The 17,483-nt window shown below is 57.0% G+C and carries 16 protein-coding genes; 1 reads left to right on the plus strand and 15 read right to left on the minus strand.

What is annotated here, in order from left to right:
- The first annotated feature begins 424 nt into the window (after positions 1-424).
- On the plus strand, positions 425-1,651 hold the full coding sequence (locus Q666_RS53240) for an ATP-binding protein (protein ID WP_022998224.1): 1,227 nt from the start codon (positions 425-427) through the stop codon (positions 1,649-1,651).
- 27 nt (positions 1,652-1,678) lie between these two features.
- Here Q666_RS53240 and traI read toward each other — a convergent pair whose 3' ends face one another.
- From traI to Q666_RS53310, 15 genes are all read right to left on the minus strand, one after another.
- The gene (gene traI, locus Q666_RS53245) at positions 1,679-2,761 is read right to left on the minus strand and encodes a TraI/MobA(P) family conjugative relaxase (protein ID WP_022998225.1); all 1,083 of its coding nucleotides are present in this window, start codon (positions 2,759-2,761) and stop codon (positions 1,679-1,681) included.
- Positions 2,758-3,090: a hypothetical protein gene (locus Q666_RS53250; RefSeq protein ID WP_022998226.1), complete on the minus strand. Its 333-nt coding sequence runs from the start codon at positions 3,088-3,090 to the stop codon at positions 2,758-2,760. Before Q666_RS53250 ends, traI begins: the two co-directional genes overlap by 4 nt.
- Positions 3,087-4,298, minus strand: a complete 1,212-nt coding sequence (locus Q666_RS53255) for a DUF5710 domain-containing protein (protein WP_022998227.1) — start codon at positions 4,296-4,298, stop codon at positions 3,087-3,089. The genes Q666_RS53250 and Q666_RS53255 overlap by 4 nt, the downstream gene beginning before the upstream one ends.
- Positions 4,299-4,355: 57 nt before the next feature.
- Entirely contained in the window at positions 4,356-4,607 is a 252-nt protein-coding gene (locus tag Q666_RS53260; RefSeq protein WP_152533387.1) for a hypothetical protein, read from the minus strand.
- A 39-nt stretch (positions 4,608-4,646) separates the two neighbouring features.
- Positions 4,647-4,847 (minus strand): hypothetical protein, encoded by a 201-nt coding sequence (locus Q666_RS53265; protein WP_022998229.1) that lies wholly within the window; start codon positions 4,845-4,847, stop codon positions 4,647-4,649.
- On the minus strand, positions 4,844-6,697 hold the full coding sequence (locus tag Q666_RS53270) for a type IV secretory system conjugative DNA transfer family protein (RefSeq protein WP_022998230.1): 1,854 nt from the start codon (positions 6,695-6,697) through the stop codon (positions 4,844-4,846). Before Q666_RS53270 ends, Q666_RS53265 begins: the two co-directional genes overlap by 4 nt.
- Before the next feature lie 6 nt (positions 6,698-6,703).
- Positions 6,704-7,660 (minus strand): ATPase, T2SS/T4P/T4SS family, encoded by a 957-nt coding sequence (locus Q666_RS53275; protein ID WP_022998231.1) that lies wholly within the window; start codon positions 7,658-7,660, stop codon positions 6,704-6,706.
- 89 nt (positions 7,661-7,749) lie between these two features.
- On the minus strand, positions 7,750-10,218 hold the full coding sequence (locus tag Q666_RS53280) for a hypothetical protein (protein WP_152533388.1): 2,469 nt from the start codon (positions 10,216-10,218) through the stop codon (positions 7,750-7,752).
- A 10-nt stretch (positions 10,219-10,228) separates the two neighbouring features.
- Entirely contained in the window at positions 10,229-11,329 is a 1,101-nt protein-coding gene (locus Q666_RS53285) for a TrbI/VirB10 family protein (protein ID WP_022998233.1), read from the minus strand.
- Between the two features lie 2 nt (positions 11,330-11,331).
- Complete coding sequence (locus Q666_RS53290; protein ID WP_022998234.1) at positions 11,332-12,312, minus strand: TrbG/VirB9 family P-type conjugative transfer protein; 981 nt, start codon at positions 12,310-12,312, stop codon at positions 11,332-11,334.
- Positions 12,309-13,028 carry a VirB8/TrbF family protein gene (locus Q666_RS53295; protein ID WP_161633197.1) on the minus strand — a complete coding sequence of 240 codons (720 nt, stop codon included), beginning with the start codon at positions 13,026-13,028 and terminating at the stop codon, positions 12,309-12,311. Before Q666_RS53295 ends, Q666_RS53290 begins: the two co-directional genes overlap by 4 nt.
- Positions 13,028-13,195, minus strand: coding sequence for a hypothetical protein (locus tag Q666_RS66245; protein WP_022998236.1), 168 nt, complete (start codon positions 13,193-13,195; stop codon positions 13,028-13,030). The genes Q666_RS53295 and Q666_RS66245 overlap by 1 nt, the downstream gene beginning before the upstream one ends.
- Before the next feature lie 48 nt (positions 13,196-13,243).
- The gene (locus tag Q666_RS53300; protein WP_022998237.1) at positions 13,244-14,260 is read right to left on the minus strand and encodes a type IV secretion system protein; all 1,017 of its coding nucleotides are present in this window, start codon (positions 14,258-14,260) and stop codon (positions 13,244-13,246) included.
- Between the two features lie 2 nt (positions 14,261-14,262).
- Positions 14,263-15,096 carry a hypothetical protein gene (locus tag Q666_RS53305; RefSeq protein ID WP_152533390.1) on the minus strand — a complete coding sequence of 278 codons (834 nt, stop codon included), beginning with the start codon at positions 15,094-15,096 and terminating at the stop codon, positions 14,263-14,265.
- A complete protein-coding gene (locus Q666_RS53310; protein ID WP_022998239.1) occupies positions 15,078-17,429 on the minus strand; it encodes a VirB4 family type IV secretion system protein in 2,352 nt (783 codons plus the stop codon). The genes Q666_RS53305 and Q666_RS53310 overlap by 19 nt, the downstream gene beginning before the upstream one ends.
- Between the last annotated feature and the right edge of the window lie 54 nt (positions 17,430-17,483).

Consider the following 17,483-nt stretch of genomic DNA (forward strand, 5'->3'; position numbering starts at 1 on the left):
CAGAATAAGTTGGCAATGCCATGGACACAATTGAATCCTGCTGCTGGCTCTGGGGCGCAGGCGTGATGACCGCAGACTCGCTGCGGCAAAACCGGGGCTTTCCACAAATGGCAACTCGAATTAGGTTGTACCGACGGAGTCATTCCGTTGAGCCGATTCACAGGTCGACTGTTGACGTGAAGACGGGACCGAAGGAGCCCGGGTCGCGCAACTGCCTCGTCATAAACCGTGCATTTATGGGTAACAACAAGCGTCACCGGAGGGGTACGCTGTTTTCCCCCTTTTGACTCTTCGTTTGAGCTACAAAGAACAAGATCACAAACTAACTTTCAACTGGACGCCACCATGCTTTCAATTAGTCGGGCTTTGACTTACAATAAGTCGGAACCATGATTTCAAATTGTCGAAGGAAATTTGCTCAGCTGTGTACCCAAGATTCGCAACGACAAGAATAAAAGAGGCGCTGGAGGACACACGCGTCGTTCTCATCTCAGGACCGCGTCAATCGGGCAAGACGACGCTTGCTACCAGCATCGCCACGGACAAAACGCCGTTTCTGACTTTAGATGATGCGACCGTCTTAAGGTCAGCCATTGATGATCCTGTGGGCTTCGTCCGAGGACTGGATCGCGCTGTTATCGATGAGATCCAACGTGCTCCCGAATTGCTTTTGGCGATTAAAAACACTGTCGACGATGACAAGAGACCTGGCAGATTTCTTCTCACGGGCTCCGCCAATCTCATGACCATTCCGAAGGTCGCGGATTCTCTCGCTGGCCGATTGGAAGTCGTGCGCCTGTTCCCACTATCGCAGGCAGAAATCATCGGGAAAACGTCAAGGTTCATCGACAGAGCATTTGCAGCCAAAAAACCTGCTGCCAACAATATGATCATAGGGGCGAAGCTTGTTGAAACCGTTCTTTCTGGCGGATACCCGGAGGCCCTGGGCAGAAAGCGATGGGGACGAAAGCAGGATTGGTATCACGATTACCTCGACGCCATCGTGCAGCGTGACGTACGCGACGTCGCTCAAATCGAGCAGCTTACCGTTATGCCGAAGCTGCTTGCCGTCCTAGCGGAGCATTCGGGGCAACTGGTGAATTACTCCGGTATCGGCACAGCACTTGGTCTAAATCATGTGACCACCCAGAAATATGTGCGCATATTCGAAAGCCTTTTTCTGGTGCACACTCTGCAACCGTGGTTCACCAATCGCCTGAAGCGGCTAACCAAGTCCCCCAAATTGCACTTCCTCGATTCAGGTCTCCTCGCGGCGTTGAAAGACATTTCTCCGGATGTTGTAACAAAGGACAAGACTGTTTTCGGTCCAATTCTGGAGACCTTCGTCTTCAGCGAGCTACATAAAATCGCTTCCTGGAGCGATCAGAGATGCTCGTTTTCACACTTCCGCGACAAGGACAAGAACGAGGTTGACATCGTATTGGAAAATCGGCGTGGAGAGATCGTGGGGATAGAGGTCAAATCATCAGCTACGGTTTCCACCAAGGATTTCTCCGGTATGCGCAAACTTGCGGAAGCATCCGGAAACAAGTTTATCCAGGGCCTTGTTCTCTACGATCATGACAAAGTGGTTCCCTTCGCCGACAATATGTTCGCTGCACCGCTCTCATGCCTTTGGAGTTCGACGTGAAGGCGGCGTGATGGCAAACATTTCCGATCACCGCGAGACGCCCTTTGATTTCCGGGGCCTAATCTGACGTGTGCGGATTTTTTTCGGTTCTTGGCCGGTGATGATCTGAAAGTATGATTTCTGCAGCTCGAGCGCTTCGCGGGCCTCGGCATCAATACCTGCCTGTTGCTCCAAAAACCGGCGCCAGGACACCCGCTTGCCGGTGTTGCCCCTAGTCATGCGTTTCCAGGCGGGATGTCTTTCTAAGCGCGGATCGAGCGGACGGCGGCGGTATTTGGATTTGGGCTTTGTCCGATTAAAGAGGCGGTCCTGTTTTCGATAAGGGCCGTATTTGTCTTCAAGGTTCTTTTTAGAGAACAGCCGATCAATGGCGCTGGCTTTTTCCATGCTGCCCGTGTCGATATCGCGGAACACGAACCCGGCCCCGCGCCGGCGAAGCTCAACGCCGTAGAGAGCAAAGCCCTCGTGCAATTCCTCCCAGGTTTCTGCTAATCGACGGATCACGAGCAGCTCAGTCTTGTGTTCCTTCAAGTATCCGGAGAAAGACTGCTCCCAGGAGTTGGCTTCCTTGTCCCGGGCTTTCCGGTTTTCCAGATCATTGTGCATACGGTCGTTATCTGGGCCACGTCCCTGGACCACCTCCAATCCGTGTTTCTTTTCAAGCTTGGCCGCGGTCTTCTGCAGGACCTGGAAATCGCGGAACGGAGTGTGCATCCGGAAAGTTTCCGGGTGCACGAGGTTGAACTGGATATGCATGTGGAAGTTTTCGGTGTTGATATGGGTGCCGACCACGCGCTGATGATCTTCCAAGCCGAGCGCTTTGGCAAACTCCAGTTCGATATCCTTCAGAACATCGATGTCTGGCTTTTCACCTTCGGCAAATGACACCACCAAGTGGTAGTTCGGATCTGACTTGCTGCGAGCATTCAAAGCCTGCGTTGCGCGGATCTCCGCGATGGCCGTGTCCAGGTCATCGATGCCGTCGCCGGCCTTGCAGTTGGACAGCCAGAACTGATCGAGCTTTTCGCCTTTCTCCTTTGCCCCGGCGATGTATTTCGCGAGGGCTTTGGCGCTGGAACATTTCTTGAGAGATGTTTTCTTGGCAATCACGGTTTCAGCTCTGCAACACAAGCCTTGATCTGTTGCTGCGTCTGACGAACGTCACGTAGAAGCGATTGCATCTGTCGAACGACATGGCCGTCGGCAGTCTCATTCATGCCCTTCAGCAACAGGTTGCCCAAACGCGCCTGGTCAGCGTTGATCTCCAGGAGACGCAGAACCGCTTGATCCAGCGACTGATCCGGAAGCTTTCCGGTTTCAAGAACACGTTCGACAACACGTGACGCAGAGAGCTTCGTGCGTTTCGCGTGGGACATGATGCGTTCGTGGAGATCCGGTTTGACGTAGGCCTTCAACAGGATGCGCCTGGAATTCTTCATCGGGACATCTCTCGTTCACGCCCCATGCCCATGTCCTTACCCTTGCCACACGCATGTTCCCGCTGCATCTGCGCAAAGGAACCTCTGAGGGCCGTGAGCAGGCCCTTTTCACCGCGAAGCTGTTTCAGGTCGTTCCAGTCGGTCGCGCCACGATCCTTTTCCGCAGGCGTAAAACTCGGGGCAAGCACCTTGCCGCCAACAGCCTCGGCAGCCCGATGTGCGCATTTCAGGCCCTTGTTGGGCAGGGGCGGAGACCTGAGAGGCAAATGATGATCATCATCGGCCACAATCAGAATGTTGGCGGTAGGATATTTCTCGCGAACGACCTTGGCTGTCGCCACCAGGTTGTCACCGTCGAACGCGACAAAGGTCGGCAGGCTCGTCGCTTTTTGAACATCAGCACCGGTCGCATAGCCTTCACCGACAATGACGGTCAGCGCATCGTCTTTCTGACGGTCTTTCTCCAGCTCCTTGTCTGGATCGATAGTGTGATAGAGCCCATCCTTACGGCCGTCTTTCAGGTAGATCTTGTCCTCACCGACAAACTGCAGCGACCAGATGCGGCCGGTTTCGTCACGCAGCGGCACGACCATGCGGCCATCGTCGGCCACTTTCACGCCGTAACCGCGAACATTCTTCCGGGCAAGGTAAGGGCAGTTTTCCGGCGTAGCCCAGGATTTCAGGTTGGTCCAGATTCCAAAAGCCCGTTTGGCAGTCGTTTCCTGGTTCTTGGCCCGTTCATTCTCGCGGTTCTCCCGGTTTTGTGCGGCCTCGGCAACAAGGCGTTGCTTCTCTTCCGAAGTGAGCGCGTCCCCTGTGTCAGTCCACTGCAAGGGAGCATCATCACCCTTGAAGTTTTTGAACTGACCATTCGGCACACCATCCAGAAAACCACGATAACTGGCGTTGGTTTCCTTGCCATCACCGACGAGCGCAATGCGGTGCCACTTGCCGTCCATATCCGGAAGGCCCTGGAGCTGCGCACCGTTGTCACGCAGGAATTTTCCGAAGGCTGTGCGTGGATCCTCTCTCACGTGATCCGTCTGGTTTTGAGGCAGGAAGGATTTCAGGCCAGCCGGAACCTCTGCACTTTTAACAAACCAGGCTTTGGCCTTTTTGTCCCAGAGCGCACCGGCAGCTTTCGCGGTTTCGCGCTGCTCATACGGTACGGAAAGATAGGTCTTTTCAATTGGTTTGGCGTCAGTCATGCCTAAAAACTCAGTAAGCAATGGGGAGAATTTGGTTGAGTTTCACGGAAGACAGCATCATCCCGGACGCCGTTTCCTGAAGTAGAGGCTCTGACGGATCTCATTGGCCTCTTTGATGCAGGCGATCAGATTTGCATGGCGCTCCGGATCGGCATCCGGGAAGTGCTGCGACACATAGTGATCGGCCACGTCCGTCAAAGAAGCCTCCGGTAGATACTTCTTGGGAAAAGCCGCGATGACTTTCTCCATCAAGGCTTCTGCTCGTTCGGGATCCTCTGCCAGAAAGCCAGGGGCAAAAACATGGTTCATGGTCAGCTGTCTCATCGATAGAAAGGGAGAAACGAAAACTCAGTCCAGGAAAACGCCATCAACCTGCAATTTGACGGTCTGATAGGTCGGTGATCGTGGCCAGATTTCTCGTCCAGCCGCGTCAGTGACCGTGATACTCTTAAGTGGCGTATCATTGGTAAGCGTACCACCTGTGATTTCAACATCACCAAACTCCTCATGGATCATGAGCAGGATCTCGACTGCTTTGCTGATCTTCATGAGAAAGCCTTTCCGTTGGACGGCGGGAGAGAAGGAATGGAAGTGGGGGAGGCGATCGGGATCTTCGCCCGGGTCTGCAGATCTTCGTTCTGGAAATAGAGAACCTGACGGCCGTAGATGGCAGGACGCCCGGCAACAAAAATCAGCATGTCACCGGCACGGGTGACTTTGCCGCCAACCCCTGTCTGGATGCCCGGCAACGACATGCATTCGTCCGGGGTCAGAAGCGGCCGGGCCACCTCCATCAAGGTTTCGGAATAGTTCGTCCCGATTTTCCCGGTTGTGTGGCTGGCTGAGGTCTTTTTCTGAACCAGCGTGGTCTTGCCGGCCATGTCCGACAAAACCCGGGCCGTTTCCATCGTGTTCGGCGCATAGGCGATCCGGACATGGCAGTTGGAGACGATCGACTGTTCGCCGCCGTAAACCTTCTGCAGCTGGGTGAGGTCCTGGACGATGACAAAGGCTTTGAGGCCATAGCCCGCCATGAAGGCAATCGCCTTTTCAAAAATCTCCAGCTTGCCGACTGACGTAAACTCGTCGAGCATCAACAGCATGCGGAATTGATAATGTTTGACGGACCGGCCGCCCTCGAACGCCATATGAGAGGTAAGACGGGTGAGGAACTGGTTGAGCAGAATCCGCACCAGGGGCCGCAGCCGGGCAATGTCAGAAGGCGGGATGACGATATAGAGGGTTGCCGGCTTGTCGCCGTTCATCAGGTCGGTGATACGGAAATCGGATTCCGATATGTTGCGGGCGACAATCGGGTCGCTGTAGAGCGCAAGCTGAGACGTGCCGGTTGAGTGAACGCCGGAGCGCTCGTTGCTGGACCGCTTGCGCATACGGGCCGCGCCAAGACGCACTTCGTCATTGACGACTTCCCGGCCGTGCTCATAGCGCTCCATGTCCTTCAGGAGCCGGTCGAAACTGTCGTCTTCCTCGCCATCATTTTGGCCGAACGCGGCTTTTGCCGCCGCTGCCACGGCCTGTTCGCTGATGGTCTTTGGATCCTCGTCGTCACCGATCGACATGAAGGCGCGCACGTCTGCGAGTGTCGCGGTGCGGTTTTCGGATTTTTTGATCCGGTAAAGGACATGCAGGATCGCGGTGCAGAGCCAGCCGTAGCCTTCCTGCATCCAGAAATCCTTCAAGCCGGTGCCGTCCGGATCGATGATCATGATGGCGATGTTCTGGCAGTCGGCAATCTCGTGATCGGTCCCGATCCGGATTTCTGCGAGTGGATTGTATTTGACGGAGCCCCTGTCTGCCGCCGGGTCAAAGCGAAAAATTCTCTGCCCTTGGGAAGCACGCCAACCGGCAGTCAGAGCGCAGTTCTCACCCTTGATATCGAGCACCAACGCAGATTCTTCCCAGGAGAGCAGAGTGGGCAAAACCAGGCCGACACCCTTACCTGATCGGGTCGGGGCAAAAGCCAAAACGTGCTCCGGGCCATCGTGGCGAAGCATCTTGACGCCTCGCCGCGTCGGCCAGCCGCCAACGACGACGCCGGTTTCCGACAGTAGGCCGCTTTCTTTCACGTCCCGGGTTTCAGCCCATCGAGCTGTGCCGTGGATGTCCTTCTGCTTCCGGCCGCCAAAGATCGTTTCTGACCTGGCTCCGGATGAGACGATCGTGCCAGTCACCATCAGCACGAGGAAAGCCCCGAACCCGGCATAGGCAGGCTGAAGAATTTCGGTCGGAAAACCGCGAGCCTGCCGCCAGAAATCCAGAAGCCACTGCCACCAAGCGGGCTGAAGTGGATTAAAACCGAGCGTGTAGTACCAGCCGGTCAGCGTCACGCCGACGAGAGCACCATAGGCCAGAACGGCAAACAAGCGCATCAGATGCATGGTCGATCACGCCGCCTTGGTTCTGACCGGCTCGCGGTCGCGCAGCACATAGCGACCCATCTTCATCTCATAAATATCCGATATAAAACGCCCACCCCGTGGGTCGCGCTTGATGTGGATCACCAGATCGACAAGACGGCGCATGAACGTCTCTGCGTCGGGCAAGGTCTGACCGGCGGCATTGATGTTCTCCTGGAATCGTGCGGGGACCAGCTCGGCGCTTTCTGCATGCACTGTGCACATCCAACCACGAGCGCCGGTATTGAGGACGTTGAGTGCCGCAAAGGCATTCTGAGTGGAGATTTCGCCGAACAGAATATTGTCCGGAGAGATACGCATTTTGTGATCGTAGAGCTGCTGCCAGGTCCTAAGGCCTGCGCCTTGCACGGTATCGCGCGCTGCCAGCAAGGACACTCCGTTATAGAACCTGCTGACTTCCAGTTCGGGAGTGTCTTCGGCACTGACGACGCGCCGGTCATCAGGCAGATAAGATAGGAGATTGTTGAGCAGCGTGGTCTTGCCGGTATTGGTCGATCCGGAGATAGCAATGTTGCGCTGCTGATTGAGCGCGGATTTGAGATAATCAATCATGCCGGCGGACAGCCCCATGTCTTCCAGCGTGATCTTGTGAGGATGTTTGCAACGGATCGCCAGTGACAGACCGGAGACAACCGAATTTCCGATCAGGCACTCAAAGCGGTGACCACCCGGCAGAACTGTTGAAAGCTGCGGTTTGGATGTGGGGTCAAATTCCAAACCCTTCATATTCGCCAAGGCCCGGCAGATTGTCTTGATCCGGTGCAGGGTCAAAGCCGGTTCATCGACTTCGGCAATGCGGTTTTCAAGATCGCGACGCTCCACGATCAGCTTGCCCGGAGCCTTCGTTCGGACCTCGACAACATCAGACGCGGCATAGTGCCTGGACAGCGGCTCAAGGATTTTTTGCAACAGAACCTGAGACATGGGTTCGGCCTCTCTAAACTGGAACTGGGGGAGCGGGACAAGGGCAGGGACCCGAGCCTGGCCAGGTCCCTGCAAGTTTCAGAATACCGTCAGGTTTCCCAGCGGACCGTTTTCCAGGACGAATAGGTAACCTTGCCGGTCGGGTAGACCACCTTGGAGCGCTCATCGACCCGGTTGTAGTAGGTCAGCTTGTATTCCGGGTAGCGGCAGGTGCTCACCGGTCCCCGCGCCGATACGAGGTTATAGCCGGGATTGCCGGTGAGGGTCTTGGAAGACCCGCCGCAATTGCCGGAAACGGTGGTGTAGTTGCCATTGCCGTCCCGCACGACAAGGGTGTAGCCCTTCGCCGAGACGTTGACGCGGTGGCCGTTCAGCTTGCGCGTTTCCGTGCTGCGTTGACACTTGTCTCCGTTGTTCAGTGTCGTGCCGTCCCCGGACGCCCTGGAATAGCTGGACCCATCCGGACGCGTGTAGATCTTGGTCCGTTTGGTCGGAACCATCTCCGTGCAACCGGTATAGTACTTGCGGGCATAGTCCGGGACGTCCTGGTTCCTGACGAAGGTATAGGCAATCTCGGACGTGCCCGGCTGAAGGTAGGACGTTGCGATCTTGTAGGACGAACCGTTGACGTTGATCGAGACATCCACCAGCTGCTGCGCGCGCAGATTGGCATCGTCGTGCTTCCAATTGGAGGGCTGGACCGAGTGTGTGAACGTTTGATCGTTCTTCTGACACGCGGTCACATAGGTCCGCCCTCGGCCGGCAACGTCATAATAATAGCGCTCGAGGCCATAGGAGAGACCGGCGGCAAGATCGTGATCGAAGGAAGCCGGATCGTCGCAACCGTTCACCGTCGAATAGATGCCAAGCATGTTCGCTTCGTCCGGCTGGCAGCCCGCGATGATTTCCGAACTGCCATTCACGGTAATCTCGGTGCGGTATTGCCTGACAGCCTTGCCACTCGCCAAATCGACAATTGGCGTGCACACGTCGATGCCGTTTTTATCGAACACCTTTGAATGCGTGTAGGTGGTCTCCGTGGTGATGCACGGGGATGCCTGGAAGAGCTGGCCCTCGTACTCATAGGTCCACATCGCCATTTCCGTGGAAACGCCCGTTCCAAAATCGTGCCGCATGGAACAACCGTTCGGCTCGGCCGTCATCGGGATCGGCGCGATGGTTTCGGAGGGCGCGCATTCGCGCACGCTGACTTCGACCTTGGCATTATTAGTGTAGATGAGAGAGGTGTTGACGATGGCCACTCCGTTCTCGAGATCAAAATCAAACGTGCAGTTCTGTTTTTCCTCGATCTCGAACGCCTGTTTCTCGTCGGGCAAACACTCGCTAACCTTCAGTCGGCTTGCCTTCTCGTCCGTATAGGAAAGCGTGTATTGCGCATTGGCGATACCGGCCTCCAAATCGACCACATCCGAGCAGGAGCCGTATTCGCGCTCCAATTCGAAGACGGTCTCTGAGGGCGTGCACTCGCTGACTGCAACATCCTTGCCTGTCCGGTCCCGATAGGTCAGACGAGACAGCAGTGTGACGCGCTCTCCCTCAATATCGACATCGGGTTTGCAATCGTCGCTGGATTCCGAAATGGCAAAAGAGATTGATTGATCCGGCTGACAGGCGGCCAGGTCAAAGCGTGCACCACGGTCGTCGTTATAGAAGGACGTATATTGCGGGCGGGCAAGGAGTGCGGCCTGGTCAACCAGATCCTCGCAGGCCTCGTAATTGCGCTGAATGTTCCAGACGATGCCGTTGGGCGAACAGGCATCCGTCTCCGTGACAATACCGTCCTCGAGCGTTTCCGTCTTGGCGGTCTGACGGACGATGCCGTTTGCCAGATCGATCTGCGGCTCGCAGCCATCCGTCGAGACGTTGATCGTCATGTTCGGATCGCGCTCTTCTTCCGGCTCCTCTTCCTCTTGAGCAAGCCGTTCAGGCGTTTCGTAACCTTCGGCAATCGGGTTCTCACCGCCGCCGGCTTCGTCAACGTCCGTATCGTCCTCGACAGTGTTTTCCTTGTCTTCGAGCTCCTTCTCCGGCTCGGCCTCTTCCTCCGTTGCCGAGAGCAGCGCCACTGCCCGCACGAATTCGGCCTCATCCCCGTTCACAGAAATCGCCGTGGTCGGCAGGAGCCGGTTGCTGTCAACACCGAACTGGCTGGTGAAGTTATCGGCTTCCAGATCGACAAAGTCGGCGTCTTTCTTCAGCCTTGTGACAACCACCTGGGCGATTTCTTCGCCATTGACGCTGACTTTGCGGGTGAAGCCCTCGGCGGTGATCCCGCTTATATCAACGGCCTCGGTTGTGTTCGGCTGTGCGTTGAACTGCAGTTGGACCGGCACGGCATTGTCGTTAGACAGTTCTGTTTCCAATGCTGGCGACACTGTAAAGAGGTTCTCCTTAATCAGAACCTCTCCTTCTCCGGCAACCGACGTCTGGGCCGAGGCGGGGTTAACCGTCGGCACTGTCTGTGCCTGAGAAAGTGCGGTAGATGACGCCAGGACGAGCGCCAGAAGGCCGCAAGACACCATTCTAGTGTATCGCATTCCAGTCTCCTTAGTTTTGGGGAGGGTCGGCGAGGTACCAGTCAAACTTCGGGCGCACCTGTACGCGGGTGCCCTGGGCTATCCGGATGACTGGCTTGAGATCCACTGTGTCCTCAAGGAGGGCCGCAGTGATGGTTCCAATGTTCTCGCTGGCACCGGACAGGCCATTGGAGACAATGTTGGAATTAGAACTGTCGATTTTCTGGGAGCCGGATACGGCAGCTTCTACGGCTGTCCCGATGCCGGTGGTCAGGATGGCGGAGCCGTATTTTTCCCAAAATCGGGTATTCACTTCACCAGAGAGGCCCGCATACCCTTGTGCGTCGCCTATGTGGGCCTTGAGCTGATAGATTTCGGCTCGGCTTTCCCCGAGCAGGATCCGGCTGCAGGAGAACCCGACACGGGTCTGACCAACCTTGTCGACCGAGGCGTACTCGCAGATCATCCGCGAACCCTTTGGCACGAGCTTGGTTCGGCCGTGATAGCCGTAGACGTCCCGGCTCACCTGAACGACAACGGAGCCGTTGTCGGCAAGCTGGCTGTTGATCCCGCTTTCCAGAATGCCCGTAATGTAGCGGTCAGCCGTCAGAATACGGGTGTTATCGACTGCTCCGGTCGAGTAGCGCGGCGGCGCCGAATAGCGATCGTTCTCCGGATCGATCCCCTCAGGTGGTGGAAACCCGGGCAGGTTCGCATTCATCGGGGCAGACCGGTTACCGGCGTCTGAAAAGTCTCCGGTGATATCTGCGCCTGCAAGCTGCGACTGCATGGCAGCCCGCTCTCTGAGAGCGGTTTGCAGCATCAGCTCATATTCGGTTGGCTGACGCGGCACTGATTTCGGCGGCTCGATGTATTTTGTGATCGTCTGGGTTCTGATGACTTCTTTCGATGGCAGTGGGGGCGCTTCGACTTCCCGGATCACTTCTTTTTCGATGATCACCGGTGGCATGGTGATAATCTTCGCTTCCGCAGGAGGTTTCGGAGGTTCTGGCTTTTCGTAAGTAAAGACAGCCGGGTCACTGGCGGGCAGACCGCGAGGGTGAACAGGCTCCGGCTCGCAGGCCCCGCCAAAGGTCAGGCCGAGCGCCAAAAGGATCTCGCAGACGGCCATGCTCACTTGCCCCCCTTGTACTGGATGCACATGAAGGACTGGCCGGACTTGAGGGTGATCAGGCGGTGGGTGCTTTCGACAATGAAAGTGGTTCCCTGGACGCGGGTATTGACCAGCTCGTCAATGCCATCGACCACGACATAGGCGGTCGGCAATTCCACGTCGTTCCACTTGTCGCCGAACTGAATGTACGTGAAATGATCGTCCCGGAAGACCTGCTCGGGCCGTAGCTTCTTGTCGCCCCAAAGCTTGTACTGGTTCCATCCGCGCAGCGCGCCCGGATCGAATTTTGCTGTCTGCAGGAAGTCCTTTGAGTTGTGAGTGGCAAGGGCTGTTTCCCCGCCACCGCCAATAGGGTTGCCCTTGCCATCGAACTCAACGAAAGACATTCCTGCGCTCTGCGGACCAATGATCCGGAAAGACACATCGGGAACGGACTTCGAGTTGATGCCTTCGGCGCGAAGGTAGAAGGAATACACGTCGCCATCTTCGGTGTAGACCAGCATCGAGCTATCGACACCGGCCCCGGTCGGCTTTACGGCAAGCGTGTTGTCCGACCGCTTCTTGACCTCAAAACGGGAACTGTCGCCCATATCGGCCGACTTGATCTTGACGCCCTTCGGCAACTGGATGGCGCTGACCATGTATTGCCTGAGGCGCACCTTGTAGACGCAGTCGCCACAGAAATTCTGGACGTGAATGCCCTGCTTTTTACCGGGGCGCGACCAAGCCTCCTGAATCTGGCCGCCGATGCTTTCAGGGCGGGCGAGGGGACCGAAGTTTCCGGCTGCCTGGGCTTGCGCCTGCGGCACGGAACCGACAGGAAGCGTTGAGTTGACAACCGAGTTGGCCGCAGCAACCCGCTGCGTCGGGGTTGTGGCCGCGCTGCCGGGCGTTGCCGGACCTTGACCGAGAGGCGTTTGTGCGTGGGCAGCTCCAGTAATGGCAACGGCGGCGAAAAGGACAGAAAAACGGTCGATCATTTGGAAGCTTGCTCCTTGATGGACATGCCGAGGACGCGGATTCCAAGCGGGTTCTCGAACCGCTCGGCGGCAGTGACGTCATGGGGACGGGGGGTCATTTCCAGGAAGGCGCGCAGATGGCGGCGCTTCGGCTTTTCGCGGCCGATCCTGTCTGTCTGAAGAAACTCGACGACATAGAGATAGACGCCATCGTAGGCATCGACCTGATAGGCGCCCTTGATGGTGATCGAGCGGTTGAGGCCGTCTTTGATCGCTTCTTCGATGACCGTTTTGTTGGTCTTCACATAGTCATTGAAGAAGTCCGGATCGGAGTACGTGCGGACTTCCTTGAACCGGGTGTTCTGGGTGGTGTCGTCAATGGTGAGGATCTGGTGCACATAGCGCCGGGCGAGCTTTTCGAGCATCAGCTCGAAGCCATCCACTTCCATTGAAATCGGTTCGACACGATAGATCCGGTCATCGCTCGGATCGGCACGCAGAAGCGCGATTTCTGTTTCCTTGAGCGGTACCAGCGACACAAGGGCCTGGATGCTTGCCACCACACAGATTGCCAGCGCGACATTCGTTCCAACCGACAGGCGCAACAGCCAGGCCATGCGCCGGTGCGCGGTTTTGTAGGCAAACGGATCCGCCTTGAGGATGTTGGCGTGCTTCGGCTCCGGCTTGATCTCCGGAACCATTGCTACGTCCGATTTCGAACGGGAGAGGAAAGCCATCAGGCAGACCCCACCCATTCGAAGGAACGCGGTTCGAACTCGATTTCCGCGCAAGCGCAGGGCGACTTGCGCATCTTGTCGATGCCGTCCGGTTCAATCGGCATTTCCACCTGTGCACAGCCGGAAACCAGCCAACCAAGGCACAAGACGAGTCTGAGGTGTTTCATGAGCGAACAACCTTTGGAACGTAGAGAGAAGAAGAGGAGAGGGCGGGTTTAGGAGCCGCGAGAGCTGATGATCCCGCCCGGAGCCGAACGCGAGGATTCCCAGGTTTTTCTATGCATGAAGCCACCGACGCGACCGGCAGCCCCCGCCGCTGTTCGACCGGCTGAGGCACCAATGGCGGCTCCGCGCATGGCACCGGCAGACATGATCCCGGCAGACACGGTTCCAAGCACCGAGCTGGACACCTGACCGGCAATATTGACCGCTTCGGAGATCAGGGCGGCACCAAGCCAGCCCATAATCATGGCAAGCAAAAACTTGCCGCTGGTCAGGTCGATGTAGGCTTCTGGGTCAACCTCGGCATCAGCGGTGACGCCAAGACCTTTTACACTGGCGATGACCAGCGAAAAAACCATCGTGACGCAGAGCATGGTGACGATAGAGCCGATGATTGTCCGCACGCCGGCGCCGATCAGGTTGCGACCAAATGGAAACGCAGCCATGCCAACCAGGAAGGGTGACATTCCGAGGATCACTGTCAGGCGAAAGAGGGAAACGGCCGTGTGCGCCAGGAACAGAACCAGCAGGATGACGTAAGGCAGCAGCAGCGCAACGCCATAGAGAATATACTTGGGTGCAGGAAGATAACCGCCCGCGCCCATGATCGTGGTGGCGATGTTGAAGACACCACCAATTCCGGTTTCGACCGCCTTCAGCAATGCGCTGAGGCCTGAAAGACCTGAGCCGCCACCGTCCATCAAAGTGCTTGCAAGCCCGCCCATGACATTGACGGACGCGTCGAACACAGTCTTGATCAAACCGCCATCGACGCCTTTGTAGACCCCGAACCCAAGCACCATGAAGATGGCCTGTTTCAGGGCACTGGCGAAATCCAGCGTCCCCAGAAAGACCTGAATGCCGCTCCAGAGGATCCAACCGCCGACGAGGCTCAAGAGGATCGCCTGAAACGGCCCATGCACTGCTGTGACGAGCGTATCGAGGGTCGATCCGGCGTGGCTCTGATAAGCCTCGAAGATCGCGCAGATATTACAGGAGGTCTCCGCCATGGTTATTCGGCTCCCTCTTCATTGTATTTCCGGTCTTCGGCGACTTCGCTCATCACGGGAACACCGTTGTTAAGGGCGTCCGAGGCCTGGATCTTCAGCATCTGAGCGAGGATCTGATTGGTCTGGGCGGTTGCGACGAGTTGAGCGACTTCCAGCTCGATCAGAACCTGCAGGCGCGCATTGACGGTCTCGGCTGTCTGGCCTGCGTTCTTGTATTCCTGAGCCGTCTCAAGGGTTTTGACAGCCGTCTCATGGGCTTCGTCCGACTGCGCCAGCCCCTTGACCGTCGCGTCCGTGATCGTCGCAATCCGGTTTTCATGAACGGATTTCTGAATGCTGGCTTTTTCTTCCCAGCTTCCTTCGGTCAGAGAGTCCGGGGTGGCAACCAGGCCGGACTTGTAGGCATTGCCCCGCTCGCAGATCGAGCCGAAGTCCACCTCGTCAAATTTGATGGACGGCATGAGCTGCTTGTAGTCGGGAACGAGACAGGCCATGTCCCCCGAGACACTGGACGCAAGCGACTGGAAGTTCAGGGACGGAATGGAGAGATTGCCGATCTCACCGATGGACGACAGGGTCTCGTCGGCAATGCCCTTGACCTCCTGGACCGCCTTCAGCTGATCAGTAACCACCGACAGGCTTTCCTTGGCCGTATCCAGCTGGCTCTTCAAAGTACCGAGCTGCTCTTTCATGTTGGCGAGCTGCTTTTGCATTTCGCCAATGCCCTTGACGTCGATGACGGCCATCGCCGCCTGCGCCGGCGTCACCAGGTTAGTCGCCAGCATCATGCCTGCAAAAAGCCCGGGTAGGACGGAAGTCAGAGTTTTGCGAGCCATTGGTCGCCCCATTGTTTTTTAAGGTGCTGGATAATCCGCACGGGCTCGTCCCCGGCCCGATAGAAGCGCAACGCGTCCCCGAGGCCTGACAGATCAACGTCCAGGATCGTGCTTTCGTTGAAGTTGTTGGCCTCGAAACGCTTGACGACGAGCACCTGGCGGCCACCTTTCAGGTCGCCTTCGCCCTTAATGAAGGCGATTTGCTCGGGCGAAAGATTGAAGGGCTCAAGATTCTGGACCTTGGTCTGCGAGTTCGGCAGAAAGAACAGGGTCTGCGCGTTCTCGATCATCGCCGACGCACCATCGAATTCGAGCAGAGAACCCGGTTCCTGGAACGCAAGGCCAACAAGGCCGTTCAGCTTCCGGTACTCCCGGAACATCTCCTGAACGACGTCCCGGAACCCATTGTTGCGCAGAAGATTGGCCGCTTCATCGATGAAGATCGAGAAGCCGCCCTTCCCCCTCTTGGCAGCTGCGGAAATCGCTGCAGAGATATGTGCGACCACCGGTGGTCCCAGCACGGGATCCTCCAGTGCTTCGTTCATGTTGATGCCAACCAGGAAAGACTGTTCCAGAAAACCGGTGATTTGATCACGCGGCGCATTGAAGACGTGCGAAAACTGACCGTCCGCACCCTCGTCGGTGGAAACCCACTTGGAAAAAAGCTTGCGGATGGACGACTGCGACGGAAAGGCCGCGCCATAGATGTTGTTGAGCGTTCTGAGGCCCGGCTCCAGCTCGCCCGCCATGTCGAGCGCGGCATGGAGGTCGTCATCCATGCTGTCGTCAAAACTCTCACCGAGCATGGATTGAAGGATCAGCCGGACACGGTGGCGGGCAGACTTCTCGGTGACATCAATATCGAGCGGGTTCAGGGCCAGTTCTTCGTAGCCCTGATAAACACCCCCAAAGGCTTCGATCATGAAGCGCGCACCGTCCTTGGAATCGAAGACGTAGTTACGCACGCCCTGGAACTTCGCGAGACCGCTAAGCAAATGAAGGATCAAGGTGGACTTGCCGCCACCGGTCGGAGCAAACATCAGATAGTTGCCCGGCGATTGCGGCTTGTCAGAAACATGGAACTGGAAGGCGTAGTTCTGGCCCGTGGGGGTCTTGAAGAGACGCACCGGGCGGTCGCCGAAGGGGCTGGACCACAGACCGATCGGCGAGAACTGGAACGGCCACAGGGCGGCGACATTGCTTTCGGTGATCTTGAGCGGCCGCAGCAGTTTGTCCCGACCGGGCATGCGGTTGAACCATGCCGTTGCCGCGCCGACTGTCTCGCAGCTATAACGGATCCGCACATTGTCGAGGATGGACGTCACCTGATCTATGAGGGAGGTCAGCTCGGCCTCATTGCCAGCCCGCACGGCGATCTGGAATTGCGTTTCCTGAAGCTGCTGGGAATTGTTGAGAAGATCCTCGTTGACAGCTTCCAGCTCGGCCAGGACAGCGCCCGTCCCGAAATAGTTATGCTTCTGCTCGCTGATCTGACGCGTAAACAGCGCAATTTGCTTCGTGTTATCCAGCGGCTTGACGATCTGACAGACTTCCAGCTCACCACTAAGGGCCAGCAGACGGGACACCAGCATGCCGGAGACGGTCTCCGGCCATCCACGCACGGCAATCACCCGATTGAACGTCTTGTGCGGGGTGAAGGTATCGATCGCGCCGTCTGTCGAAACGTGAATGTCAGAGGCGGGCAGGTTGGCGCTGATCCCCGCACTGAGGCGCCCGATCTCAGGCTTAAGCTCACCGCAGACCAGATAATTCAGAACACGTGTCAGCTCGCACGGTTGATCATGCACCTGGGCTGCATTGACGGGGCGGATGCTGTAATCCTTGAACCCGCTGATCAGGCCGCGCGAGGTCTTTTCCAACTCCGTGGAGGTTTTCGTTGTAAGAACCAGATACCAGACAAGCGAATAGGCGTTCTGGTAGAGCCGTTGTTCCGCTTCGCCAACCTCTTTCAGAGTGGGTGACGGCCACTCCGCCTGAAAGCTGACATCGCGCTGGCGTTTGATGCCAAACAGGCGAAGGGACGATCCAGCGCTGAGGAATTGGTGGAAGGTGCTTGCCCGGCCTCTGGCAAGCGTTTCCTGTTCAGGAACGCTTCGGGTCTCGTAGGATAATCCCGAGAGTGAGAACACGCGAACAAAGGAACCGTCTTTCAGGGAAACGGTCTGACCATCCGCCAGCAGCTGATCAAATTCCAGTTCGTTCGCAAGCCAGTCCTGCTCGACGTCGCCTAGCAGGTAGTTGCGGCCCTTGGAACTCACCAGAGTGGCAGCGCCAAAGGCGGCGGCGCCTGTCAACAGGGTGCCAAGCAGCATTATTGTGCAGCCTTCTTTTTGGAGGTTTTGAGTGGAAAACCGGCGATCAGGCGG

It is taken from the genome of Labrenzia sp. C1B70 (assembly GCF_000475395.1).
Taxonomy (GTDB): domain Bacteria; phylum Pseudomonadota; class Alphaproteobacteria; order Rhizobiales; family Stappiaceae; genus Roseibium; species Roseibium algicola.